Source organism: Cellulosimicrobium sp. BMG9.23, assembly GCF_059159985.1.
Map to the genome: position 1 here is coordinate 18,508 of NZ_JBZGBZ010000010.1, position 24,394 is coordinate 42,901.

Consider the following 24,394-nt stretch of genomic DNA (forward strand, 5'->3'; position numbering starts at 1 on the left):
AGACGATCGCACATGCCGACGAGCGGCTCGGCCATGGAGCGTCTCGCCCGACCTCGGGTTGACTGGCACTCGTCACCGCACGAACCACCGACAGGAGAACGCCATGAGCTCGACGAGCCCGACCACGACGGTCCGCCCTGAGGACCGCGAGACCGCGTCCCCCGTCCCCGACCCTGCGCCCGGGACGGTCCTCGTCCTCGGCGCGACCGGGAAGTCGGGGCGCCGCGTCGCCGACCGCCTCGACGCGCGCGGCCTCCCGGTGCGACGTGGTTCACGCAGCGGTGCCGGCGCCGCCCGGTTCGACTGGGACGACGACACCACCTGGGCGCCGGCGCTCGACGGGGTCGAGGCCGTGTACGTCGCGTACGCCCCCGACCTCGCGGTCCCGGGCGCACCCGAGACGGTCACCCGGTTCGCCGCGCTCGCGCACGGCACCGGGGTGCAGCGCCTGGTCCTGCTCTCCGGGCGTGGCGAGACCGAGGCGCAGCGTGCCGAGTCGTCCGTCGCGGAGGTCTTCCCGGGTCGTGTCGTCGTCCGGTGCGCCTTCTTCGACCAGAACTTCAGCGAGAGCTTCCTCCTGGATCCCGTGCTCGAGGGGACGCTCGCGCTGCCGGTGAGCGACGTCGTCGAGCCGTTCGTCGATCTCGAGGACGTCGCCGACGTCGCGGTCGCCGCCCTGACCGACGACGCCCACGCGGGGCAGGTCTACGAGCTCACCGGGCCGCGCCTGCTCACGTTCGCGGACGCCGTCGCCGAGATCGCCGCGGCGAGCGGCCGGGACGTGGCCTTCGTGCCGATCTCGATGGACGAGTTCACGGGCGGGCTGACAGCCGCGGGGCTGCCGGACGACGTCGTCGACCTCATGCGCTACCTGTTCGTCGAGGTGCTCGACGGGCGCGGCGCCCACCTGACCGACGGCGTCCGGCGGGCGCTCGGCCGCGAGCCGCGGGACTTCGGCGAGTTCGCGGCGCGCGAGGCCGCCGCCTGGTCCGTCGGGGCCCGCGACGCGGCGGGGGAGCGATGAGCGCGTTCGAGGTCCTCGTCGTCGCGGCGGCGGTCGCGACGGGGCTCGCGGGTGGCGTGCTCTATGCCTTCTCGGCGTTCGTCATGGCCGGTCTGCGGCGGCTCGACCCCGCGGCGGGCGCCGCGGCCATGCGGTCGATCAACGTGACCGCGGTCCGTCCGCCGCTCATGCTCCTCCTCGCGGCGTCGGTGCTGCTGCCCGCGGCGGCGGCGGTCGTCGGCCTGGTCGGCGGCGAGCCCCACGCCGGGTGGGCGCTCGCGGGTGCGGTCGTCGCGCTCGTCGGGATCCTCGGGATCACCGCCGTCGGGAACGTGCCCCTGAACAACCGTCTCGACGCGGCGACCGACCCGGCGGCCGAGTGGCTGACCTTCGTCCCCCGGTGGCTCGCCTGGAACCATGCGCGAACCGCCGCGGGGGCCGTCGCGACGGCACTCCTCGTGTTCGCCGTCGCCTGAGCCGTCAGCGGACCGGCTCCGGCGGCTGGTGTCCCAGCGTGCGCGGCAGACCGAAGGTGGGGAGCACGGCCGCGTCGAACCGGGTCATCGCCCGGACGTGGTCGCCCGCGAGGGAGAGGACGAGGAGCCCGGTCCCCGTCCGCTCCGCCGTGGCCGGGGACCGGAGGTAGGTGCCGAAGGCCGGCTGGCCGTTCGCGCGGGTGCCCACGAGGTCGAAACGTCGACCTGCGCGGAAGATCGCGTCGCAGAACCCGGTCACGGCGTCACGCCCGACGTACTCGAACGGCATGGGCGGCATGGAGACCACGACGTCGTCGGTCAGCAATGACACGAGCGCGTCGAGGTCAGCCGCCTCGTAGGCACGGACGAGCGCCTCGACGACAGCCGCCTCGCGCCGCGACCCCGGGGTCGGCGGCGCGTCGTGGTGGTCGTCCACCCTGTGGCGCAGGGCGCCGCGCGCGCGCCGGAGGGCGCTCGTCACCGCGCCGACGGTCGTGCTCGTCATCTCGGCCACCTCGCGGGCGGGGAACCCGAGGACGTCGCGCAGCACGAGGACGGCGAGCTGGCGCGGCGGCAGAAGCTGGACGGCGGCCACGAAAGCGAGCGACATCGACTCCCGGCGTTCGTAGCGCGCCTCGGGACCCGCCGGCGTGTCAGGCAATCCTGCGAGCAGCGCGTCGGGGAAGGGCTCGAGCCAGGTGACCTCGCCGAGACGTGTCGGCTCAGGGGGTACGACACCGGGCACGTCCCACGCTCGCGCCGGTCGGCGGTTCGCCGCGCGTCGGGCGTTCAGGCACCGGTGCGTGGCGATCCGGTAGAGCCACGTGCGCAGGGACGACCTGCCCTCGAACCCTGCGAGACCTCGCCACGCCGCGAGCAACGTCTCCTGGAGCGCGTCCTCGGCGTCCTCGAACGACCCGAGCAGTCTGTAGCAGTGGGCCCGCAGCTCGCCCCGGTGCGGCCCGCACAGCGCGCCGAACGCCTCGCCGTCCCCCGTGCGCGCTCTCGAGAGCAGGTCTGTCGCGTCGTCCATCGCGCCACCCTCGTGACCGTGGTCCGGGCCGTGGTGCCCGGTTCCCCGAGTCTGGCACGCGTCGGGGAAGAGGCACCGACGACGCCGACCGGGCGCGCCCACTTTCGCGCCCGCGCGGTGTCTGTCCAGAGGACGGCGCACCGCCGTCGATCCGCGGACACGGGGCCCGGTGCGCCCGGCGTCCCTGAGGAACGGAGACACCATGCTGGCGGACGAGAGGGTGACGAGCGACGAGTCGCTCGCGGGGATCGAGTCGGCGACGACGACGGACGGCAGGCTGCTGGCAGGCAAGGTCGCGGTGGTCTACGGGGCCGCGGGTGCTATCGGGGGAGCGGTGGCGAGAGCCTTCGCGCGCGAGGGTGCAGTCGTGCACCTCACCGGCCACCGGCGGGCGCCGGTCGAGGAGGTCGCGAGGGACCTCGTCGAGCGCGGCGGGACGGCGGACGTCGCAGAGGTCGACGCGCTCGACGAGCGGGCGGTGGACGACCATCTCCGATCGGTCGTCGAGGCCTCGGGGCGGGTCGACGTCTCGTTCAACGCCGTGGGGATCCCCGACCGGACGGTCGTCGGGATCCCGCTCGTCGACGTCGAGGCCGAGCGGTTCCGGCAGGTCGTCGGAGACTACGCGACGTCGTACCTCCTCACGGCGCGGCTCGCGGCCCGCCGGATGGTGCCACGACGGTCCGGGGTGATCATGACCGTGACGGCTCTGCTGGCACGCACCGGCACCCCGCTGGTCGGTGGCTACGGGCCGGCGATGGCCGCGAAGGAGGCCCTGACGCGGGACCTGTCCGCCGAGCTCGCGCCGTACGGTGTCCGCGTCGTCGGCCTGCGGCCGCAGGCCATGCCGGAGTCGAGCACCATCCGGGAGGCGTTCGAGCCTCGCGCCGAGGCGACCGGGCTGACCTGGGAGGCCTGGCAGGAACGGCTGGCGAGCAGGACGCACCCGCGGCGGCTCATGACGCTCGCCGAGATGGCGCAGGTCGCGGCCTTCGTCGCGTCCGACCGGGCCAGCGGGCTCACGGGGACGACGGTGAACCTCACGATGGGAGGCCTCGACGACTAGATGGAGCGGCGGCGTCGGAATGCCGGTGCGGGCGCGACCGTTGAGCACGTCATGATCAACGGAGAGCACGCGACGAACCTGCCGACCGACGACGACACGATCCGCCGGGTCCTCGAGGAGACCGAGACCTGGGCCGTCGTCGGCCTGTCGAACAACACCGCACGTGCGGCGTACGGGGTCGCGCGCGTGCTGCAGCAGCACGGCAAGCGGATCGTCCCCGTGCACCCGTCGGCCGAGACGGTCCACGGCGAGCGGGGGTTCGCGTCGCTCGCCGACATCCCGTTCCCCGTGGACGTCGTGGACGTCTTCGTGCGGTCCGAGCTCGCGGGCGACGTCGCGGACCAGGCGGTCGCGATCGGCGCGAAGGCCGTGTGGTTCCAGCTCGACGTGATCGACGAGGCCGCCGCGCGACGCGTGCGGGACGCCGGCCTCGACATGGTCATGGACCGCTGCCCGGCGATCGAGCTGCCGCGGCTCGGGAGCGCGGCATGAGCGCCGTGATCGACCGGGACACCGACCTGGGCAGGCGCGCGGCCGAGCGCCTGACCGCCGAGCGCGTGGTCTGGCTCGTGACCGTCGACCCGCACGGCACACCCCAGCCCACCCCCGTGTGGTTCCTGGGGGGTGCCGACGGCGACGTCGTCCTGCAGAGCCAGCCGCGCACCGCGAAGCTGCGCAACGTCCGGGCGAGTCCCCGCGTGGCGGTCCACCTCAACAGCACCCGCTCGGGCGGGGACGTCGTCGTGCTCACGGGCGCCGCGACGATCGACGAGGCCGGGCTCACCCCCGGCGAGCGCGCCGCCTACGACGAGAAGTACGCCGCCGACATCGAGGGCCTCAGTATGACGCCCGACGGCTTCCACGCCGACTACTCGGTCACGGTGCGCATCCGGCCGGAGAGGCTGCGCGGCTTCTGAGGGTCGCGACCCCCCGGGGGGGTCAGTCCCGCGGCGAGAACGTGAGGACCGGCCGCCCCGTGCGGGGGTGCACGAGCACGTCGCACCGCACGCCGTAGACCGGCTCGAGCACGTCGGGCACGAGCACGTCGTGGACGTCCCCGGCGGCGACCACGCGACCGGCGGACAGCAGCACCACGTGGTCGCACGTCTGCGCTGCGAGGGTGAGGTCGTGGAGCGCTGCGAGCACCGTCACGCCGTCGTCGGCGAGGCGTCGCAGCACGCGCATCGCGTCGAGCTGGGCGGCGATGTCGAGGTGGTTGGTCGGCTCGTCGAGCAGGATCAGCGCCGGCTCCTGGGCGAGCGCACGCGCCATGTGCACGCGCTGGCGCTCACCACCGGAGAGGGTCGCGACCTCACGTTCGGTGAACGCCTCCATCCCCACCGTCGCGAGCGCAGCGCGGGCGACCTCGCGGTCGTGCGCGGAGTCGCCCGCGAGCAGCGAACGGTGGGGGATGCGGCCGAGGAGCACCGCGTCGAGCACGGTCAGCGGCAGCTCGGTCGTCGCGTCTTGCTCGACCAGCGCGAGCACCCGTGCCCGACGGCGCCGCGAGAGTCCGAGGAGGTCGTCGCCGTCGAACCGGACGTGGGCAGGCGCCCGCGCGCCGTCCGGTGCCGACGGCGCCGAGGCGTCCGATGCGTCCGATGCCTCCGATGCCTCCGATGCCTCCGATGCCTCCGATGCGGCCGACGGTGCCTGGACCCCCGCGAGCACGCGCAGGAGCGTCGACTTCCCCGAGCCGTTGGGCCCGAGCAGCCCGCTCACGGTCCCGGGCGGCGCAGTCACGTCGACGCCGTCGAGGATCAGTCGACCGGCGACGGACCACGACACCCGGGCCGCATCGAGGCCGTCGCCTCGAGCGTCACCGTGCCCGTCAACCTGCCCGTCACCGTGCCGGTCATCGTGCGCGGCGACGGCGTCGCTGTCGATGGGAGTGGACGTCGCCGGTGCCGGGGCGGAGGGCGTGGACGGCGAGCCGGACGTCGTCGTGCGGGTCTCGGTCATGCTGTGCTCCTCCCGCGCCACAGGAGCAGCGCGAACACGGGCGCGCCGATCGCGGCGGTGACGATCCCGACGGGCAGCTCGCGCGGGGCGAAGACCGTGCGCGCGAGCGTGTCGGCCCACACGAGGAACGACGCGCCGAACAGTGCCGAGAGCGGGAGCAGCAGCCGGTGCCGGGCGCCCGTGAGGAGCCGCACCGCGTGGGGCAGGATCAGCCCGACGAACCCGATCGAGCCCGACTGCGAGACGAGCGCCCCGGTGAGCAGCGCGACGCCGACCAGCAGGACCCAGCGCACGCGCTGGACGTCCACCCCGAGGGCCGACGCCGCGGTGTCGCCGAACGTGAACGCGTCGAGCACGGACCCCGTCGATGCGAGGAGCGTGCCGAGCACGAGCGTCGCGATCCCCGCGACGGCCACCGACGTCCACGTCGCTCCGGCGACGGACCCCATGAGCCACGACAGGATCTCGCGGTAGGAGTCGCCGGTCGCGGACCAGAAGATGACGAAGCTCGTCGCGGCGGCCGCGAGCTGGCTCACGGCGAGCCCGGCGAGGACCGTGCGGCTCGGTGTCAGGGTGCCGACGGCGCCGGCGAGCGCGAGGGTCGCGACGAGCGCGACGACCGCCCCGCCGAACGCGGCGACGGGAAGCAGCATCGTCCAGCCCACGACGAGCACCAGCACGGCCCCGAGGGACGCGCCCGACGACAGCCCGAGCAGGTACGGGTCCGCGAGGGGGTTACGGGTGAGCGACTGCATGACGACCCCGCACACCGCGAGCCCCGCCCCGACCGCCGCCGCGGTGAGCACGCGCGGCAGGCGCAGCTGCCAGACCATCCCGTCCTGCAGCGCGCCGAGCGGCTCGAGACCGAGGAGCCCGCCCAGCCCGAGATGGGACGCGATCGACCGCCACACGTCGCCCACGGCGAGGTCGGCCGGGCCGATCGTCACCGCGACGAGCACCGTCACGACGAGCGCGCCCACCCCCACGGGCACCCACCACGCGGCACCGCGGCGCGCGCGCCGAGAAGTGGGCTTCCGCCCCGGATCCGCGTGATTCCGGGGCGGAAACCCCCTTCTCGGCGGGCCGGCGTGCGGGGAGCCGGGCACGCGGTCGACGACGGTCACAGGTCGAGTGCCTCCAGCTGCGCGGCGAGGTCCACGACGGCGTCGACGTTGCGCACGCCGGCTTCCGTCGCCGGGAACGGGATCGTCAGGTAGCGACCCTCGCGGACCGCGGTCATCTCGGCCGTCGCGGCGTTCGACTCGAGGCGCTCGATCTTCGCCTCCGCGGTGTTCCACGCCGCGTCGACGAGCACGAGGACGTCGGGGTCGGCGGCGATCGCCTCCTCCCAGGCGTACGACGTCCAGGTGTCCTCGACGTCGGCGGCGACGTTCTCCAGGCCGACGGCGTCCATGATCATCTGCGGAGCGCCGATGCCGGCGCCGACGTACGGGATGTCGTCCCCGGAGGAGTACCACAGGGCGGTGAGCCCGCGGTCGTCGGGCGTGACGCCGTCGAGGGTTGCGCGCTGCTCTGCGACGAGGTCAGCGGCCGCGCCCTGGGCGTCGAAGATCTCGCCGACCTCGGTGATCTCGGCGAAGACGTCGTCGAACGTCAGCGGGTTGGGCATGTACGCGGGCGCCTTGCACGCGGCGGGGGAGACGTACGTCGCGACGCCGAGCTGCGCGAGCGTCTCGCGGTCGCCCGCGCCGTCGGCGGTGAGGTTCGACTCCCAGCCCGCGTACACGAGGTCGGGCTCGAGGCCGAGGACCGCCTCGGCGCCGGGCACCTGGTCGGACAGCGGCTCGGCCACGGCGGGGACCGACGCCGCGGCGTCGGCGAGCGTGTCGGGGACCGGCCCGTCGAGGAACGCCGACGCGACGATCCGCTCACCGAGGCCGAGCGCGAGCAGCATCTCCGTGGTGCTCGACTTGATCGTCACGACGCGCTCGGGCGCGGCGTCGAACGTCACCTCGAACCCGCAGTCGTCGAGGGTGAGCGGGTACTGCGTGGACGCGGCAGCGGCGCCGCTGTCGCTGCCCGACGGCGCAGCGTCGCCCGCCGCCGTCGGGTCGCCCCCGCCGGCGGTCCCGGACGAGCACGCCGCGAGCAGGACGGCGACCGCGGTGGCAGCGGCGGACGTCGTGACGGCGACGCCCCGACGACGGTCACGGCGGGGACGGAGGACGGCGGACGAGGGGTGGCGTGACGGCATGAATGCATCTCCGGGGACGAGGCGGGTCCGAGCCGCACGGCAGTCGTCCCACGGGGACGCCGGTGCCGGCTCGGTACGGTGCTCGACGCGCCATCTCGCGTCCTGCGGACCCGCGGCCCAGGAAGGGATCGCTCCGGCGGGCCAGATCAGCGGCCCGCGGTCCACCGTCCACCCTACACAGCGCTCGGCCGCCAGGCGGTGGGTGATGGACGGTGACGGACGGCGTCCGACGGCGACGCGCGGGCCGGTCCGACGCATGCGGGCGGTCCGGTCGGTCGTCGCGTGGCAGAGTGTCCGTCGTGACCGAGCTCGTGAACCTGCCTGCCGACGTCCCGACGACCTCACCCCTGCGCGCCGTGGTGACCGGCGCGTCGTCGGGCATCGGCGAGGCGTGCGTGCGCTTCCTGCGGGCCCGCGGCTGGGACGTCGTCGCGTTCGCGCGGCGTGCGGACCGCCTGGCGGACGTGGCTGAGCGCACGGGCGCGCACCCCGTCGTCGGCGACGTGACGTCGGACGACGACGTCGCGCGTCTCGTCGCCGAGGCCTCCGCGCGCGGACCCGTGCACGCGCTGCTCAACATCGCGGGCTTCGGGCTCGGCGTCGACCACGTCGACGAGGCGGAGATCGACGAGTGGCGCGACATGTTCGAGACGAACGTGCTCGGGACGGTCCGCGTGACGAAGGCGTTCCTCCCGCTGCTGCGCGCGTCGCGCCGCGGCGACATCGTCCTCATGACGTCGACCGCCGGCCACGACACGTACGTCGGCGGGTCCGGCTACGTCGCGTCGAAGCACGCGCTGCTCGGCGTCGCGAGGACGCTGCGGCTCGAGCTGGTCGGTGAGCCGATCCGCGTCATCGAGATCGCTCCCGGGCTGGTGCACACGCCCGAGTTCTCGCTCAACCGCTACCACGGCGACCAGTCCGGGGCGGACGCCGTGTACGCGGGCGTCGAGGACCCGCTCACCGCCGACGACGTCGCCGACGTCGTGACGTTCGCCGTCACCCGGCCGCACCACGTGAACATCGACTCGCTGATCCTGCGGCCGGTCGCGCAGGCGTCGACCTACTCGCTGTGGCGCGCCCCGCTTGAGCCGAAGGGCGTCCCGGCGCGCGAGGCCGCGCACCGGGACGCCTGACCGGGACTGCTGGCCACCGGGCCTGCTGCCGGGGGCGTCCGACCCCGCCGGAGCGTCAGGCCCGCGTCGCCACGAGGAGCAGGTACTCCCAGCCCATCGCTCGTGGTCCCGCACCGTCGGCGTCGAGGTGACGCGCGCCGAGATCGCGCAGCGCCGCGTCGAGCTCGGCGAGCCGGTCCGGGTCACCCTCGAGGCTGCGGCGCACGGCGATGGTGGGCCCGTACCGGGAGGCGAAGTAGGCGCGGAACGCCTCGCCGTCCGCGAACAGCGTGACGGGCAGGGTCCGCACCTCGGCGCGGACGTCGGTCACGCGGTCGCCGAGCAGCGACCGCACGTGCGCCTCGTCGCCCCAGAGCGGCGGAGGCTGCGCCCCGGGCGGGGGAGCGGGCGCGAAGGGCTTCATCGTCGCGAACATCTGCCCGATGAACCCGCCGGGCGTCCAGCTCGCGAGGCCGATCGTCCCGCCCGGCCGCGTGACGCGCACGAGCTCGTCCGCGGCCTCCTGGTGGTGCGGCGCGAACATCACGCCGATGGCGGAAAGGACGACGTCGAACGACGCGTCCTCGAACGGCAGGTCCTCCGCGTCGGCCTGCTGCCACGCGAGCTCCACGTCGCGCTCGGCCGCGAGCCGGCGCCCGACGTCGAGCAGCTCGGGGGTGAGGTCGGACGCGACGACGTCCGCGCCGCGCGCTGCCGCCGCGATCGCCGCGTTGCCCGTGCCCGCCGCGACGTCCAGCACGCGCTGACCGGCGTGCACGCCGCACGCGGTGACGAGGTCCTCGCCGAGGGCGTGCACCACCTCCGCCGCGACCGCGGGGTAGTCCCCGGACGCCCACATCGCGCGGTGCCGGGTCTTGAGGTCCGAGAGGACGACGGTGTCGGTCATGCGTGTCTCCTGCTCTTCCGTCCGCGGTGGCGGACCGTGGTGGGTCACGTCCGAACAGCGTCGCGCTCCCTCCAGGTGGGCATCCAGTGCTGGATCTGTACCACCCTGCTTCTCGACGAGGCTGGTGCGGACCCGCCCTCCGGGTGTCGACTGGATGTGCGGACGCGGGGCGGACGAGGGAGACGGCGATGGCGACGTACGGCCAGTTCTGCCCGGTGGCCAAGGCCATGGAGGTGCTCGACGAGCGGTGGACGCTGCTCGTCGTGCGCGAGCTGCTCGCCGGGAGCACGCACTTCAACGAGCTCCGGCGAGGGAACCCGAAGATGTCGCCGGCACTCCTGGCAAAGCGGTTGCGCACGCTCGAACGTGCAGGCGTGGTCCGGCGCTCCGAGATCGGCGGCCGGTCGAGGTACCGCCTGACGGTCGCTGGCGAGGAGCTGCGCCCCGTCGTCGAGTCGCTCGGTGCGTGGGGCGCGCGGTGGATCAGCGAGCTCGGCGAGGAGGACCTCGACCCGCACCTGCTGTTCTGGGACGTGCGGCGCACCGTGCCCGTGTCGTCCTGGCCGAGTGAGCCCACGGCCGTCGAGTTCCGGCTCGACGACGTCGAAGCGCGGGTCGCGCGCTGGTGGCTCGTCGTGCGCGACGGCGACGCGGACCTGTGCGACGTCGACCCCGGGCTCGACCCGGCGGTCGTCGTCCGCTCCGGCCTGCGCGCCCTGACTCACGTATGGCGCGGCGACACCACGTGGGAGCGCGCGCTGCGCCGCGGAGACGTGGTGCTCGACGGCCCGAGCGCCGCGCGGCGCAGCCTGCCCACGTGGCTGGGGCAGTCGGACCTCGCGCGCGTGCCGCGACCGGCCGCGTAGGCGCCCCACGCTCGTCGTCGAGGGGCCGCCGCGCAGCTGCGGGTGAGCACGAGCTCTTACGGGTTCCTGACGGTTGCGGTGCAGGACACGGACGAGGTGGCGCCGGCACGCCGCGAGAGCGCACCCTGAGGCGTGACGACGACGCAGCCCGTACCTCGACCACGCTCCGGCCTGTGGGCCGCGTTCGCCGGTGTCGCCGCAGCGGCCACCGGGTTCGCCGTCGCGGAGCTCGTGGCGTCGTTCGTGGCCCCCGGCTCGAGTCCGCTGTTCGCCGCGGGAGCCGGCGTCGTGGACTCCGTGCCCGCACCCCTCAAGGACTGGGCGGTCGAGACGTTCGGCACGGCGGACAAGACGGTGCTGATCGGCACGATGGTCCTCGTGCTCGCCGCGGGTGCCGCGTTCGCCGGGTGGCTCGAGCTGCGCCGGCCACCGTGGGGCGCGGTCCTGCTCGTGGTCGTGGGGGCGGTGGCGGCGGTGGTCGCCGTCGTGCGCCCCGGCGCGAGCCTCGCCTGGGCACTGCCGAGCGTCGTCGGCGTCGGCCTCGCGGTCCTCCTGCTGCGCGCCGCGCTCGGGACCTTGCGGCCGGCCGCGCTGCTGGACAGCGGCGTGGGGACGACGTCACCCGGCGCGGACGTCCCGGCCGCGACCGGGCCCGACCGGCGCCGGTTCCTCCTCGTGACGGGTCTGACCGTCGCAGCGGGCGTGGTCGCACTCGCGACGTCGCGTGCCGTGTCGGCCGGGTCCCGTGCGGTGACCGCGGCCCGGGAGGCGCTGCGGCTGCCTGCCCCGTCGGTCGCGGCTCCTGCCGTCCCGGCCGGCGCCGACCTCGGCGTTCCGGGCCTCGCGCCCTACGTCACCCCGAACGACGACTTCTACCGCATCGACACGGCGCTGCGCGTGCCGCAGGTCGACCCGGACTCCTGGACCCTGCGCGTCTCCGGCCTCGTCGACGAGCCGTTCGAGATCACGCTCGACGAGCTCCTCGCGCTCCCTCTCGTCGAGCACCACCTGACGCTCACGTGCGTCTCGAACTCCGTCGGGGGCGACCTCGTCGGCAACGCGCTGTGGCTGGGCTACCCGGTCCGCGAGCTCCTCGCGCGCGCCGGCGTGCGGGACGGCGCCGACATGGTGCTGTCGACGAGCGCCGACGGGTGGACGGCGAGCACCCCGCTCGAGGTGCTCCAGGACGAGGGGCGCGAGTGCCTCCTCGCGGTGGGGATGAACGGCGAGCCCCTGCCTGCCGAGCACGGGTTCCCGGCGCGGCTGGTGGTCCCGGGCCTGTACGGCTACGTGTCCGCGACGAAGTGGGTGACGGACCTCAAGGTCACCACGTTCGCCGACGACGTCGCCTACTGGTCGACCCGCGGGTGGTCCGAGCGCGGCCCGATCAAGCTCGCGTCGCGCATCGACACGCCGCGGGCATCCACCGCGGTGGACGAGGGCGAGGTGACCGTCGCCGGCGTCGCGTGGGCGCAGCACGTCGGCATCGAGGCCGTCGAGGTGCGGGTCGACGACGGCCCGTGGGAGCCCGCGACGCTCGCCGAGACGGTCGGCGCGGACACGTGGCGGCAGTGGTCGTTCGCGTGGGACGCCGACGCCGGCGACCACCGTCTCACCGTGCGCGCGACCGACGCGGACGGTGAGGTGCAGACGTCCGACGTCGCGGCCCCGGCACCCGACGGCGCGAGCGGCTGGCACGAGGTGGACGTCCGCGTCGGCTGATGGCAGCATGTGCGCGTGACCTCCACCGCGCGCCCCACGAGCCTCCTGCTCGTCGCCGCGCGCCCGCAGGTCGCCCCGGCCTCGTCCTGTTGTTGACGGCTCGCGGCGCCACGCGCAGCCGACCAGGTGTCCGCGAGCAGCCTCCCGTCCCTCCCTCTCGGTAGCCCGACGAACCCGTCGGGCACGGAGCGCAGGGGCGCGACGGTCGCCGGGTTCCTCGGCGAGTCATCGATGACTCGCCCACGCGGAACCGGTCTGCATCCCTGACGCCCGTCACCGAAGGACGCGAGACCACCATGTACCTCCCCGGCACCTACGCCCCCAGCCCGGCCGATACCCCGGCATCGACCCCGCCCCTCACGGTCGAGTGGCTCGTCGCGCGCGACATCGACGCGTACAGCGCCCGCCGCCGTCCTCGAGCCGCCGCGCCGACCGAGCGGCGGGCCGGGTTGCACGCCCCCGCTACCATGGACGCACAGGCATCGACCCGGCCATCACCGGTGAGCCTCCGGAAGAACGGGACCCGCGCCGTCGCGCACGCGTAGGCGAGCAGGTCCTCAGTAGAACCGGACGGGGCAGGCCCGTCACAGCCTTCGACGAGCGGTCGGCGCGCACGCGCCGGCAAGCGAGGTGGTACCGCGGCACCCTCCCCTCGGGGCAGGGACGTCGTCCTCGCAGGAGAGCACGACCCGGACCACCACTCATCGGAGCCTCGAGACCATGGCCTACCCGCTGCACCGTTCGCCCGCCCCAGATCCGGCCGTCGAGACCCCTGCCGGCGCGTCGTTCGGCATCCCCGCCTCGCCGGACCTGCCGGCGATCGAGCGCGAGGTGCTCGCGTACTGGGACGCGGACGACACGTTCCGCGCGTCGGTCGAGCGCCACCCCGCCGGGGAGAACGGCAGCAACGAGTTCGTCTTCTACGACGGCCCGCCCTTCGCCAACGGGCTCCCGCACTACGGCCACCTGCTCACCGGGTACGCGAAGGACGTCGTGCCGCGCTACCAGACGATGCGCGGCAGGCGCGTCGAGCGTCGCTTCGGGTGGGACACGCACGGACTGCCGGCCGAGCTCGAGGCGATGGACCAGCTCGGGATCAAGACCAAGGAGGAGATCCTCGAGCTGGGGATCGAGCGGTTCAACGACGCGTGCCGCGCGTCGGTGCTCAAGTACACCGGCGAGTGGCGCGACTACGTCACGCGCCAGGCGCGCTGGGTCGACTTCGACGCCGACTACAAGACGCTCGACCCCACCTTCATGGAGTCGGTCATGTGGGCGTTCAAGTCCCTGCACGAGAAGGGCCTCGTCTACGAGGGCTTCCGCGTGCTGCCGTACTGCTGGAACGACCAGACGCCGCTGTCGAACCACGAGTTGCGCATGGACGAGGACGTGTACCAGGTCCGCCAGGACCCGGCCGTCACGGTGGGTCTGCGCCTCGTGACGGGCGAGCTCGCGCTCGTGTGGACGACGACGCCGTGGACGCTCCCGTCCAACCTCGTCGTCATGGTCGGCCCGGACGTCGACTACGTCGTCGTCGAGTCGTCGGCGACGGGCGTGAAGGAGCGCTACGTGCTCGCCGAGGCGCGGCTCCAGGCGTACGCGCGCGAGCTGACGGACCCCGGCGCGGACGGGGCCGAGGGCGACGTCACCACCCAGGTCGTCGAGCGGCTCAAGGGCACCGACCTCCTGGGCCGCTCCTACACGCCGCCGTTCTCCTACTACGCGGGCCACGCGAACGCGCACCGCGTCGTCGAGGCGGACTTCGTCACGACGACGGACGGCACCGGCCTCGTGCACGGCGCCGGCGCGTTCGGCGAGGACGACAAGGTCGTCTCGGACCGCGAGAACATCGAGCCGGTGCTGCCGGTGGGCCCCGACGGGAAGTTCACGTTCCCCGTGGTCGACTACGAGAGCCTGCAGGTGTTCGACGCCAACGCGCTGATCATCGACCACCTCAAGGGCCGCACGCGCCACGACGCCGCACGGCAGCAGCCGGGTCGCGACGGCGAGGAGATGCCCGAGGTCGCCCTCGGCGCGACGAGCCCGGGCACGGTCCTGCTGCGCCGCGAGTCGTACGCGCACTCCTACCCGCACTGCTGGCGCTGCCGGCAGCCGCTCATCTACATGGGCGTGTCGTCGTGGTTCGTCGCGGTGACGACCTTCAAGGACCGCATGCTCGAGCTCAACGAGCAGATCGCCTGGACGCCCGAGCACATCCAGCACGGCCAGTTCGGGAAGTGGCTCGAGAACGCGCGCGACTGGTCGATCACGCGCAACCGGTTCTGGGGCAGCCCGGTCCCGGTGTGGAAGTCCGACGACCCGCAGCACCCGCGCATCGACGTCTACGGCTCGTTCGAGGAGATCGAACGCGACTTCGGCACGCTGCCGCGCGACGAGAAGGGCCGGCCGGACCTGCACCGCCCCTACGTCGACCGGCTCACGCGCCCGAACCCGGACGACCCGACGGGCCGCTCGACGATGCGCCGCGTCGAGGACGTGCTCGACGTGTGGTTCGACTCCGGCTCCATGCCCTACGCGCAGGTGCACTACCCGTTCGAGAACGCGGACTGGTTCGCGCACCACAACCCCGCGGACTTCATCGTCGAGTACATCGGCCAGACGCGCGGCTGGTTCTACATGCTGCACATCCTGTCGACGGCGCTGTTCGACCGGCCCGCGTTCCGGTCCGCGATCTCGCACGGGATCGTGCTGGGCTCCGACGGGCGCAAGATGAGCAAGTCGTTGCGCAACTACCCGGACGTCAACGAGGTCTTCGACCGCGACGGCTCCGACGCGATGCGCTGGTTCCTCATGGCCTCACCCATCCTGCGCGGCGGCAACCTCGTCGTCACCGAGGACGGGATCCGCGACGCCGTGCGCCAGGTGCTGCTGCCGCTGTGGAGCACGTACTACTTCTTCACCCTCTACGCGAACAGCTGCGCCGACGGCGCGGGCTACGTCGCGCAGAAGGTCACGCCCGAGCGCGTGGCGGGGATGGCGGCCCTCGACCGGTACCTGCTCGCGCGGACGCACGACCTTGTCGTGCGCGTCACGGCGCAGCTCGACGCGTACGACATCGCGGGCGCGTGCGAGACCGTGCGCGAGCACCTCGACGTCCTCACCAACTGGTACGTGCGCACGCAGCGCGACCGGTTCTGGGCCGAGGACGCCGACGCGTTCGACACGCTGTACACCGCGCTCGAGACCCTCACGCGCGTCATGGCGCCGCTCGCGCCGCTGCTCACCGAGGAGGTCTGGCGCGGTCTGACCGGCGGCAGGTCCGTGCACCTCGTCGACTGGCCGACGGTCGACGGCCAGGGGGCGGACGCCGGGCTGGCCGCCGACGACGCGCTCGTCGCCGCGATGGACGAGGTCCGGGCCGTGGCGTCGTCCGCGCTCAGCCTGCGCAAGGCGCACCAGCTGCGGGTGCGCCAGCCGCTCGCGCGCCTGACGGTCGTCGTCGACGATCCCGCTGCCCTCGCGCCGTACACCGACCTGCTCGCGCGCGAGCTCAACGTCAAGGCCGTCGACCTCGGGTCGACGGACTCCGACGCGGCCGAGCGGTTCGGCGTCACGCAGCGCCTCGCGGTCAACGCCCGCAAGGCCGGCCCGCGCCTGGGCCGCGGCGTGCAGGCCGCGATCCAGGCCGCGAAGGCCGGGGCGTGGCGCCAGGAGGACGACGGGAGCGTCGTCGTGACGACGCCGGACGGCGACGTGCCGCTCGTCGAGGGCGAGTACGAGCTCGCGACGGTCGTCGCCGCGCGCGAGGGCGGGTCCGACGCGGACGGCGGCCCGACGGTCGCCGCGGCCGTGCTGCCCGGCGGCGGTTTCGTCGTGCTCGACCTCGCGCTCGACGACGCGCTCCTCGCCGAGGGGTACGCGCGCGACGTGGTCCGCGACGTCCAGGACGCGCGCAAGGCCGCGGGCCTCGACGTCGCCGACCGGATCCGCCTGTCGCTCGACGTCCCCGGGGAGTGGGTCGCTGCCGTCACCGAGCACCGCGACCTGGTGGCGCGCGAGACGCTCGCGGTCGAGGTCGTGGTCGAGACCTCGCCCACGGACCAGCGCGCGGTGCGCGTCGAGAAGGCCGACGACCAGGGGACCAGCGAGAAGGACGGGGTGACGGCGTGAGCGCCAGGGACCACAGGCGGCCGACCGGCAAGAAGTCCGCGGCCACCGCGCGCGAGGCCGCGGAGGACGCCGCCGCGCAGGAGTCGCTGCGCGAGGTGTACGGCCACATCATGGCGCGTGCTCCCGAGCACGACATCGACCCGACGCTCGACCGCGTCCGGCGCGTCCTCGAGCTGCTCGGCGACCCGCAGCGGTCGTACCGGGTCGTCCACCTCACGGGGACGAACGGCAAGAGCTCGACGGCGCGCATGGCCGAGAGGCTCGTGCGCGAGCACGGGCTGCGGACCGGGCTGTTCACGAGCCCGCACCTGACGAGCGTCACCGAGCGCATCCAGGTCGACGGCGAGCCGCTCTCCGCGCGCCGGTTCGTCGAGGTGTGGGAGGACGTCGCCCCGTACGTCGGCGTCGTGGACGGCGAGTCGCAGGAGGCGGGCGGGCCGCGCCTGAGCTTCTTCGAGGTGCTCACGGTGATGGCGCTCGCGGCCTTCGCCGACGCGCCGGTCGACGTCGCGGTCGTCGAGGTCGGCCTCGGCGGTACGTGGGACTCCACGAACGTCGTCGACGGCGACGTCGCGGTCGTCACGCCCGTCGCGCACGACCACGAGCGGTGGCTCGGCAGCACGCTCGAGGAGATCGCGGGGAACAAGGCGGGCATCATCAAGGACGGTGCCACCGTGGTCGTCGCGGAGCAGGAGCCCGAGGTGCTCGAGGTCGTGCTCGACCGCGCGCGCCAGGTCGGCGCGCGGGTCCTGCGCGAGGGCGTCGACCTCGAGGTCGCGCAGCGTCACGTGGCCGTGGGAGGCCAGCTCGTCGACCTGCGCACCCCCGTCGCGCTGTACACCGAGATCTTCCTCCCGCTGCACGGCGCGCACCAGGCGCACAACGCGCTGCTGGGCCTGACCGCCGTGGAGACCCTGATGGGGGGACGGTCGCTCGACGGTGGGCTCGTCGAGACGGCGTTCGCGGACGTCACGTCGCCGGGCCGCCTCGAGGTCGTGCGGTCCAGCCCGGCCGTCCTCGTCGACGCCGCGCACAACGCCGCGGGGGCCGAGGCGCTCGTCGCCGCGCTCGACGAGGCGTTCGACTTCCGGCACCTCGTCGGCGTGGTGGGGATCATGGGGGACAAGGACGCCGAGTCGCTGCTCGTCGCGCTCGAGCCGGTCCTGGCAGAGGTCGTCATCACCCGGAACAGCTCCGACCGGTCGGCCGACGTCACCGACCTCGCCGAGCTCGCCGCGGAGGTCTTCGGCGAGGACCGCGTGCGCAGCACGGAACGGCTCGACGAGGCGCTCCAGATCGCCGTCGACCTCGCGGAGGCCGCCGATCCCGTCGGCGTGGGCACGGGGACCGGTGTCCTCGTGACCGGTTCCGTCGTCACGGTCGCCGACGCACGGATCCTGCTCGGACGCGGCTGACACCGTGGCGCGCGCGGCCTGTCGCCCGGGTGTTTGATGGTCCCAGCGCCGTCGGGCGGGGCAGGCCCGGCACGCCGCCGACCGACGACGGAGGAACCACCGTGAAGAAGCTGCTCAACGACCCGCAGGACGCGGTCGCCGAGTCCCTGGCAGGCTTCGGCCTCGCGCACGCCGATCTCGTCGAGGTGCACCTCTCGCCGCCGTTCGTCACGCGCGCCGGTGGTGCGGTGGCCGGAAAGGTCGGGCTCGTCTCGGGCGGGGGATCGGGCCACGAGCCGCTGCACGCGGGCTTCGTCGGCGCCGGCATGCTCGACGCCGCGGTGCCGGGTGCGGTGTTCACGTCGCCCACGCCGGACCAGATCGTGCCCGCGGTGCTCGCGGCCGACTCGGGCGCGGGCGTGCTCGCGATCGTCAAGAACTACACGGGCGACGTCCTCAACTTCGAGACCGCGGTCGAGCTCGTCGAGGCCGAGGGCACGCAGGTCACGAGCATCCTCGTCAACGACGACGTCGCGGTCGAGGACTCGCTGTACACGGCGGGCCGCCGCGGGGTCGCGGGGACGGTGTGCGTCGAGAAGATCGCGGGCGCCGCGGCCGAGCGGGGCGACGACCTCGGCGCCGTCACGGAGATCGCGGGACGCGTCGTCGCGAACGTCCGCTCGATGGGCGTCGCCCTGACGGCCTGCACGGTGCCCCACGTCGGGCGCCCGAGCTTCGACCTCGGCGACGACGAGGTGGAGATCGGCATCGGCATCCACGGGGAGCCGGGTCGCCACCGCATCCCCCTCGCCCCGGCCGACGACGTGACGCAGATGCTGCTCGACCCGGTCGCCGACGACCTCGGGCTCGCGAGCGGCGAGGACGTGTTGCTGTTCGTTAACGGAATGGGCGGTACCCCGTTGTCGGAGCTGTACGTCGTCTATGGTCGAGCGAGGAGACTGCTCGAGGAGCGCGGCGTGCGCGTCACGCGGTCGCTCGTGGGCAACTACGTCACGTCGCTGGAGATGCAGGGGGCGTCGGTGACCGTGCTGCGCCTGGACGACGAGCTCACCACGCTGTGGGACGCTCCCGTCCGCACGCCTGCGCTGCACTGGTGACAGTCCGGTTGCCGACGGCCGTGGCGCCGCTCGGCGGGCGCCCGCCCGCGACGCGAGCGGTCTCCGGAGCCGGCGGTTCCGCCGGTTCTGCGGCAAGGAGAGGTGGGGCATGACGCTGGACGTGGCCTGGGCGGACCGTTGGGCTCGGCTGAGCGCCGAGCGAATCGCGGCGTCGAAGGACGAGCTGACCGAGCTGGACCGACAGATCGGGGACGGCGACCACGGCGAGAATCTCGACCGTGGCTACCGCGCCGTGGTGGCGAAGCTCGACGTGACGCAGACCCCGGAGCAGATCGGGGACGTCCTCAAGCTCGTCGCGACCACGCTCATGTCGTCGGTCGGCGGCGCCTCCGGCCCGCTCTACGGCACGGCGTACCTGCGCGCGGCCAAGGTCACGGGCCTCGCGGAGCTCGACGCCCAGGGCGTCGTCGCCCTGCTCGAGGGCGCGCTGGAGGGCATCACCGCGCGGGGCAAGGCCGTCGTCGGGGAGAAGACCATGGTCGACGCGTGGCAGCCCGCGGTCGACGCCGCCGAGGCCGCTGCGCACGACGGCGCGACCACCACCGAGGTGCTCGACGCCGCGGCGCGCGCGGCGCGGGCCGGCGCCGAGGCGACCGTGCCGCTCGTGGCCACGAAGGGTCGCGCGAGCTACCTCGGTGAGCGCAGCGCCGACCACCAGGACCCGGGTGCGACGTCGACGGCGATCCTGCTCGAGGCCGCGCGGGACGCAGCCGCGGACGTTCGCGGGGCGGCCTGAGCGTGGCGGGCGGTGGTCCGGCGCCCGCGCGCGCCCGTGTCGCCCTCGTCCTCGTCTCCCACTCCCAGCGGCTGGCCCAGGGCGCGGTCGAGCTCGCGGCCCAGATGGCTCCGGGGGTAGAGCTACTGGCCGCCGGCGGGACGGACGACGGCGGGCTCGGGACGAGCTACGACCGGGTCTCCGGCGCGGTGTCGGAGGCGCTGGCGGTGGCGGACGGCGTGGTGATCCTCGCGGACCTCGGGTCCGCCGTGATGACGGTGGAGTCCGTGCTCGACCTCGAGGACGGGCTGGACGGCCGCGTCGCGCTCGCCGACGCCCCGTTCGTCGAGGGTGCGGTCGCGGCGGCCGTGACCGCGCACGGGGGAGGGGACGTCCCGGCGGTCCTCGCCTCCGCGGAGCACGCGGGGAGCACCTTCGCCCCGGCCGCAGCCGACGCCGCGCCCCGGGCAGGTTCGGACGACGCGGCCCCGAGCACCGACGAGGTGCCGGACGGCGTGGCCGCCGCCCGGGTGACCCTGCGCAACCCGCTCGGCCTGCACGCGCGTCCGGCCGCCGTCCTGGCGCGCCTGATCGCCGGCTACGACGCCGCGGTCACGATCGACGGCGTGAACGGCGCGAGCGTGCTCGAGCTCATGAAGCTCGGCGCCACGGGCGGGCAGGAGCTCGCGGTGACGGCGGACGGGCCGCAGGCGCGCGAGGCGCTGGACGCGGTCGTCGGTGCGGTCGAGGGTGGGTTCGGAGAGGCCTGACCGGGCATGTGATCGACGTCACGCACTTTTGCAGTTGATGCAAAATTGCGCTGACTGCAATAATCGGCGGGTGATTGCGACCTCGTCGACTCCCGACACCGCCGGCGGCTTGCGCGCCCGCAAGAAGCAGCGTCGGCGCGACGAGCTCGTCGAGGCCGCCCAGCGCCTCGTCCTCGACCGCGACCTGGACGCCGTGACGGTCGAGGACATCTGCGACGCGGTCGGGGTCTCGCCCCGCACGTTCTTCAACTACTTCCCGTCGAAGGACGACGCCGTGCTCGGCCTCGAGCCGTTCGAGATCCGACCGGAGGTCGCCGCCGCGTTCGTCGCGGGCGGGCCGACCGGGACCCTGCTCGACGACCTGGCCGTGCTCGTGGCCGACGTGTTCGGGCACCAGGGGGTCTCACCCGAGCGGATGCACTGCACGCTCGAGCTCGTGACGCGCGAGCCGCGGCTCCTCGTGCGCCACGTCGGGTGGGTCGAGGAGCACCGCGCCGGGCTGGTCGAGCTCTTCGCCGCGCGTCGCCTCGCCCAGGCGTACACGGCCGACCCGGAGCTGCTCGCCCTCGTCGTGATGACACTGCTGCGCGTGAGCGCGCTCGAGTGGCAGAAGCGAGGCGGCGAGGGCGGCCCGGCCGACCACCTGGACGACGTCGTGGCACAGCTCCGCTCGCTCCTTTCCCCCGCACCGCACGACTGACCCCGCACCGCACGACTGACCCCGCACCGCACGACTGACCCCGCACGACGACCGACCCCGCCCCACGGCTGACCGTGCTCCGCGCGGTCCTACGACCGACGGCCGGCAGCACGCCGGCCGACGCACCATCCCCGACGACGGGCCCGCGCGCCCGCCGGCGCGTGCAACCCGTCCCGACCGAAGTGGAACTCCCATGGCCAGCCCTCAGACCGCCTCGCCCGCGGCCCCGCCGGACGGCGGCAAGCCGCTCGTCGTGCTCACCCCGCGCACCGTGTGGGTGATCTTCGGCGCCCTCATGGCGTCGATGTTCCTGTCCTCGCTCGACCAGTCCATCGTCGGCACCGCCATGCCCACGATCGTCGGTGAGCTCCACGGCGTGGAGCACCAGGGCTGGGTCATCACCGCGTACATCCTCGCGATCGCGATCGTCATGCCGCTCTACGGCAAGTTCGGCGACCTGTGGGGACGGCGCTGGCCGTTCCTCGTCGCGATCGGCCTGTTCACGGTCGCCTCCGCGGGCGCGGGCTTCGCGCAGTCGTTCCCCGAGCTCGTCGCGTGGCGCGGCGTGCAGGGTCTCGGCGGTGGCGGGCTCATGATCCTCTCCCAGGCGATCATCGCGGACATCGTGCCCGCCAAGGACCGCGGCAAGTACATGGGCCCGATGGGCGCCCTGTTCGGCATCGCGGCCGTGATCGGCCCGCTCCTCGGCGGCTGGTTCACCGAGGGCCCGGGCTGGCGCTGGGCCTTCTGGATCAACGTCCCCATCGGCATCGCCGCGTTCATCGTCGGCTGGGTCGCGCTCAAGCTCCCCTCGCACCGCTCCGGCCGCAAGATCGACGTCGCCGGCATCTTCTTCATGGTCGTCGCGACGTCCGGCATCGTCCTCGTCACGAGCTGGGAGTCGCTCACCTCGTCGCGCGGCTACGACTGGTCCGACCCGTGGCTGCTCGGGCTCGTGGCGGCCGTCGTCGTCTCGATCGCCGCGTTCATCGTGGTCGAGAACCGCGCCGAGGAGCCGCTCCTCCCGCTGCACCTGTTCAAGAACCCGACCTTCACCATCGCGACGCTCATCGGTCTCGTGCTCGGCATGGGCATGTTCTCGGCGCTCGCGTTCCTGCCCACGTTCCTGCAGATGTCGACCGGCGCCGGGGTGACCGAGTCGGGGTTCCTCATGCTGCCGATGATGGTCGGCGTGATGCTCACCGCCATCGGTTCCGGTATCGCGATCACCAAGACGGGTCGCTACCGGATGTTCCCCATCGCCGGCCTCGGGATCACCGCGCTCGGCATGATGTGGCTCACGCAGATCACGGGCGACATGTCCATGGTGCTCTTCGGCGCGATGATCTTCGTCATGGGCGCCGGCATGGGCCTCGTCATGCAGACGATCGTCCTCGCGGTCCAGAACTCCGTCGACCCGCACGAGCTCGGCACCGCGACGAGCGCCAACAACTTCTTCCGCGAGATCGGCGCCGCCGTGGGCACCGCGCTGTTCTCGACCATCTTCACGTCGCGCCTCGCTGACAACCTCGAGGGCGTCTTCGCGGGCCTGCCCGCGGGCAGCGTCCCGGAGGGCGCGGAGGGTTCGTCCCTCACGCCGGAGATGGTCCAGGCGCTCCCCGAGCCGGTGCACACCGGCGTCGTCGACGCCTTCACCGACGCGCTCGCCCCGGCGTTCTGGTACCTCGTGCCGCTCGTCCTCGTCGGGTTCGTCCTCGCGCTGTTCCTCAAGGAAGTCCGCCTGTCGGACGTCGCGGGGATGGTCGCGCGCGGCGAGGCCGTCGCCGACCCGGGGCAGGCACGTCCGGCGGCCGACGACGCCGCGCAGGACGAGCCGGTCGTGGCCGTCGTCGGCAGCGAGCCCGCGGCGGACGCGGCGCCGGGTCGCGCAGCGTCGCAGACACCGTCGGCGGACCGGCCGCGCGACGACGCGCCGGTATCCTGACCGGGTGAGCTCCACCCCGTCGTCGCCGGCCCCCGCCCCGCAGCCGTCCCGCCACGGCCGCGCGGCGGGGCCGGTGCGCCCGTCCCCGGGCGACCGCATCAAGCCCAAGAAGTCCGCGAAGGAGCAGTTCGCGTCGACGACGCTCCTGCTCGAGGCGTTCCTCGTCGTCTTCGCGACCCTGGTCGCCTACGGCCTGCGCGACATCCCCTACTCGCGCGGGCCGCTCGAGCTGCCGACCCCCGCGTCGATCTGGATCGTCGGGGGCGTGCTCTTCGTCGTGCTCGTCGTCCTGTCCCGCATGGTCGGCACACCCGGCGGTTACGTCGGCGGCACCGTCGTGCAGGTCCCCGTCCTCGGGTTCGGGCTCGTCGTCCCGATGATGTTCGTCGTGGGCGGCATCTTCGTCGCCCTGTGGATCGTCTCCCTGCGACTCGGCGGCCGCATCGACCGCGAGCGCGCCGCGTACGACGCCGAGAACCCCGAGACGGCCCCGAACGCCGACTGAGCCGTCCGGACGGTTCGGGGACGGACGGCGTCCCCCGGTAGGCTCGCCGCCATGACCGACGTCGCACCCGCCGTGACCGAAACGATCGAACGCACCCTCGTCCTCGTCAAGCCCGACGGCGTCCGCCGGGGCCTGTCCGGCGAGATCCTCCGCCGCATCGAGACCAAGGGCTACACGCTCGCGGCCGTCCGGCTGCTCGACGCCACCCCGGAGCTGCTCGCCGCGCACTACGCCGAGCACGAGGGCAAGCCGTTCTACCAGCCGCTCGTCGACTTCATGCTGTCGGGCCCGATCCTCGCGGTCGTCGCCGAGGGCCAGGGCGTCATCCCCGGGTTCCGCTCGCTCGCCGGCGCCACGAATCCCACCGACGCCACGCCCGGCACGATCCGCGGCGACCTCGGTCGTGACTGGGGCCTCAAGGTCCAGCAGAACCTCGTCCACGGCTCCGACTCGCCCGAGTCCGCCGCGCGCGAGATCGCGCTCTGGTTCCCCGAGCTGGGCTGACTTTCCTCGTCGTTCGCTCGGGGTAGCACCCGCCGCTCGCCTCGCCTCCGCCGACACCTGCGCCGGGGGCGGGGCGGGTCTACCATCCGCCGCTCGTTCCTCGCGGCTCCCGCCAGACCCACCACGACCCGCCCCACCCCCGGCTCCGGCGTCGGCTCGTAGCGCGTCTCGCCACCACGCCCCACCCCGGCTCCGTGTCGACGTCGTACCGTCCTTGCCGAACCCC

Annotated in this window: 22 protein-coding genes; 17 read left to right on the forward strand and 5 right to left on the reverse strand. The window is 73.8% G+C overall.

The window, feature by feature from the left end:
- The first annotated feature begins 103 nt into the window (after positions 1-103).
- Together AC4H2G_RS17770 and AC4H2G_RS17775 are read left to right on the forward strand one after the other, a co-directional pair.
- Positions 104-1,024 carry a Rossmann-fold NAD(P)-binding domain-containing protein gene (locus AC4H2G_RS17770; RefSeq protein ID WP_494367065.1) on the forward strand — a complete coding sequence of 307 codons (921 nt, stop codon included), beginning with the start codon at positions 104-106 and terminating at the stop codon, positions 1,022-1,024.
- Positions 1,021-1,479: an anthrone oxygenase family protein gene (locus AC4H2G_RS17775; RefSeq protein WP_494367066.1), complete on the forward strand. Its 459-nt coding sequence runs from the start codon at positions 1,021-1,023 to the stop codon at positions 1,477-1,479. Before AC4H2G_RS17770 ends, AC4H2G_RS17775 begins: the two co-directional genes overlap by 4 nt.
- Before the next feature lie 4 nt (positions 1,480-1,483).
- Here AC4H2G_RS17775 and AC4H2G_RS17780 read toward each other — a convergent pair whose 3' ends face one another.
- Positions 1,484-2,512, reverse strand: coding sequence for an RNA polymerase subunit sigma-70 (locus AC4H2G_RS17780; protein ID WP_494367067.1), 1,029 nt, complete (start codon positions 2,510-2,512; stop codon positions 1,484-1,486).
- Between the two features lie 202 nt (positions 2,513-2,714).
- Between AC4H2G_RS17780 and AC4H2G_RS17785 the strand changes: the two genes are divergently transcribed.
- Genes AC4H2G_RS17785 through AC4H2G_RS17795 form a run of 3 tightly spaced genes read left to right on the forward strand, consistent with a single transcriptional unit; the run spans position 2,715 to position 4,495 of the window.
- A complete protein-coding gene (locus AC4H2G_RS17785) occupies positions 2,715-3,578 on the forward strand; it encodes an SDR family NAD(P)-dependent oxidoreductase (RefSeq protein WP_494367068.1) in 864 nt (287 codons plus the stop codon).
- A 51-nt stretch (positions 3,579-3,629) separates the two neighbouring features.
- Positions 3,630-4,070 (forward strand): CoA-binding protein, encoded by a 441-nt coding sequence (locus AC4H2G_RS17790; RefSeq protein WP_494367069.1) that lies wholly within the window; start codon positions 3,630-3,632, stop codon positions 4,068-4,070.
- Positions 4,067-4,495, forward strand: a complete 429-nt coding sequence (locus AC4H2G_RS17795; protein ID WP_494367070.1) for a TIGR03667 family PPOX class F420-dependent oxidoreductase — start codon at positions 4,067-4,069, stop codon at positions 4,493-4,495. Before AC4H2G_RS17790 ends, AC4H2G_RS17795 begins: the two co-directional genes overlap by 4 nt.
- A gap of 22 nt (positions 4,496-4,517) precedes the next feature.
- On the opposite strand, the gene AC4H2G_RS17800 is transcribed toward AC4H2G_RS17795, so the two are convergent.
- The 3 genes from AC4H2G_RS17800 to AC4H2G_RS17810 all read right to left on the reverse strand — a co-directional run bounded on the left by AC4H2G_RS17800 (position 4,518) and on the right by AC4H2G_RS17810 (position 7,755).
- A complete protein-coding gene (locus AC4H2G_RS17800) occupies positions 4,518-5,540 on the reverse strand; it encodes an ATP-binding cassette domain-containing protein (RefSeq protein ID WP_494367071.1) in 1,023 nt (340 codons plus the stop codon).
- On the reverse strand, positions 5,537-6,532 hold the full coding sequence (locus AC4H2G_RS17805) for a putative F420-0 ABC transporter permease subunit (RefSeq protein ID WP_494367072.1): 996 nt from the start codon (positions 6,530-6,532) through the stop codon (positions 5,537-5,539). Before AC4H2G_RS17805 ends, AC4H2G_RS17800 begins: the two co-directional genes overlap by 4 nt.
- A 128-nt stretch (positions 6,533-6,660) precedes the next feature.
- Positions 6,661-7,755: a putative F420-0 ABC transporter substrate-binding protein gene (locus tag AC4H2G_RS17810; RefSeq protein ID WP_494367073.1), complete on the reverse strand. Its 1,095-nt coding sequence runs from the start codon at positions 7,753-7,755 to the stop codon at positions 6,661-6,663.
- Positions 7,756-8,054: 299 nt separating this feature from the next.
- Here AC4H2G_RS17810 and AC4H2G_RS17815 point away from each other — a divergent pair, with 299 nt between their 5' ends.
- The gene (locus tag AC4H2G_RS17815; RefSeq protein WP_494367074.1) at positions 8,055-8,891 is read left to right on the forward strand and encodes an SDR family oxidoreductase; all 837 of its coding nucleotides are present in this window, start codon (positions 8,055-8,057) and stop codon (positions 8,889-8,891) included.
- A gap of 55 nt (positions 8,892-8,946) precedes the next feature.
- On the opposite strand, the gene AC4H2G_RS17820 is transcribed toward AC4H2G_RS17815, so the two are convergent.
- Positions 8,947-9,777, reverse strand: coding sequence for a class I SAM-dependent methyltransferase (locus AC4H2G_RS17820; RefSeq protein ID WP_494367075.1), 831 nt, complete (start codon positions 9,775-9,777; stop codon positions 8,947-8,949).
- Positions 9,778-9,965: 188 nt separating this feature from the next.
- Here AC4H2G_RS17820 and AC4H2G_RS17825 point away from each other — a divergent pair, with 188 nt between their 5' ends.
- The 11 genes from AC4H2G_RS17825 (at position 9,966) to ndk (ending at position 24,168) form a co-directional block, all read left to right on the forward strand.
- Positions 9,966-10,643 carry a winged helix-turn-helix transcriptional regulator gene (locus AC4H2G_RS17825; RefSeq protein WP_494367076.1) on the forward strand — a complete coding sequence of 226 codons (678 nt, stop codon included), beginning with the start codon at positions 9,966-9,968 and terminating at the stop codon, positions 10,641-10,643.
- Positions 10,644-10,775: 132 nt separating this feature from the next.
- A complete protein-coding gene (locus tag AC4H2G_RS17830; RefSeq protein WP_494367077.1) occupies positions 10,776-12,365 on the forward strand; it encodes a molybdopterin-dependent oxidoreductase in 1,590 nt (529 codons plus the stop codon).
- A 720-nt stretch (positions 12,366-13,085) separates the two neighbouring features.
- Positions 13,086-16,496, forward strand: coding sequence for an isoleucine--tRNA ligase (ileS, locus tag AC4H2G_RS17835; RefSeq protein WP_494367078.1), 3,411 nt, complete (start codon positions 13,086-13,088; stop codon positions 16,494-16,496).
- Positions 16,493-17,911 (forward strand): bifunctional folylpolyglutamate synthase/dihydrofolate synthase, encoded by a 1,419-nt coding sequence (locus tag AC4H2G_RS17840; RefSeq protein ID WP_494367079.1) that lies wholly within the window; start codon positions 16,493-16,495, stop codon positions 17,909-17,911. Before ileS ends, AC4H2G_RS17840 begins: the two co-directional genes overlap by 4 nt.
- A gap of 101 nt (positions 17,912-18,012) precedes the next feature.
- A complete protein-coding gene (gene dhaK, locus AC4H2G_RS17845; RefSeq protein ID WP_494367080.1) occupies positions 18,013-19,008 on the forward strand; it encodes a dihydroxyacetone kinase subunit DhaK in 996 nt (331 codons plus the stop codon).
- Between the two features lie 109 nt (positions 19,009-19,117).
- The gene (gene dhaL, locus AC4H2G_RS17850) at positions 19,118-19,765 is read left to right on the forward strand and encodes a dihydroxyacetone kinase subunit DhaL (RefSeq protein ID WP_494367081.1); all 648 of its coding nucleotides are present in this window, start codon (positions 19,118-19,120) and stop codon (positions 19,763-19,765) included.
- Between the two features lie 2 nt (positions 19,766-19,767).
- Complete coding sequence (gene dhaM / locus AC4H2G_RS17855) at positions 19,768-20,514, forward strand: dihydroxyacetone kinase phosphoryl donor subunit DhaM (protein WP_494367082.1); 747 nt, start codon at positions 19,768-19,770, stop codon at positions 20,512-20,514.
- A gap of 70 nt (positions 20,515-20,584) precedes the next feature.
- Positions 20,585-21,214 (forward strand): TetR/AcrR family transcriptional regulator, encoded by a 630-nt coding sequence (locus AC4H2G_RS17860; RefSeq protein WP_494367083.1) that lies wholly within the window; start codon positions 20,585-20,587, stop codon positions 21,212-21,214.
- Between the two features lie 193 nt (positions 21,215-21,407).
- Complete coding sequence (locus tag AC4H2G_RS17865; protein WP_494367084.1) at positions 21,408-23,159, forward strand: MDR family MFS transporter; 1,752 nt, start codon at positions 21,408-21,410, stop codon at positions 23,157-23,159.
- A gap of 4 nt (positions 23,160-23,163) precedes the next feature.
- Positions 23,164-23,664, forward strand: a complete 501-nt coding sequence (locus tag AC4H2G_RS17870; protein ID WP_494367085.1) for a DUF4233 domain-containing protein — start codon at positions 23,164-23,166, stop codon at positions 23,662-23,664.
- Positions 23,665-23,715: 51 nt separating this feature from the next.
- Positions 23,716-24,168, forward strand: coding sequence for a nucleoside-diphosphate kinase (gene ndk / locus AC4H2G_RS17875; RefSeq protein WP_494367086.1), 453 nt, complete (start codon positions 23,716-23,718; stop codon positions 24,166-24,168).
- The last annotated feature ends 226 nt before the right edge of the window (positions 24,169-24,394 follow it).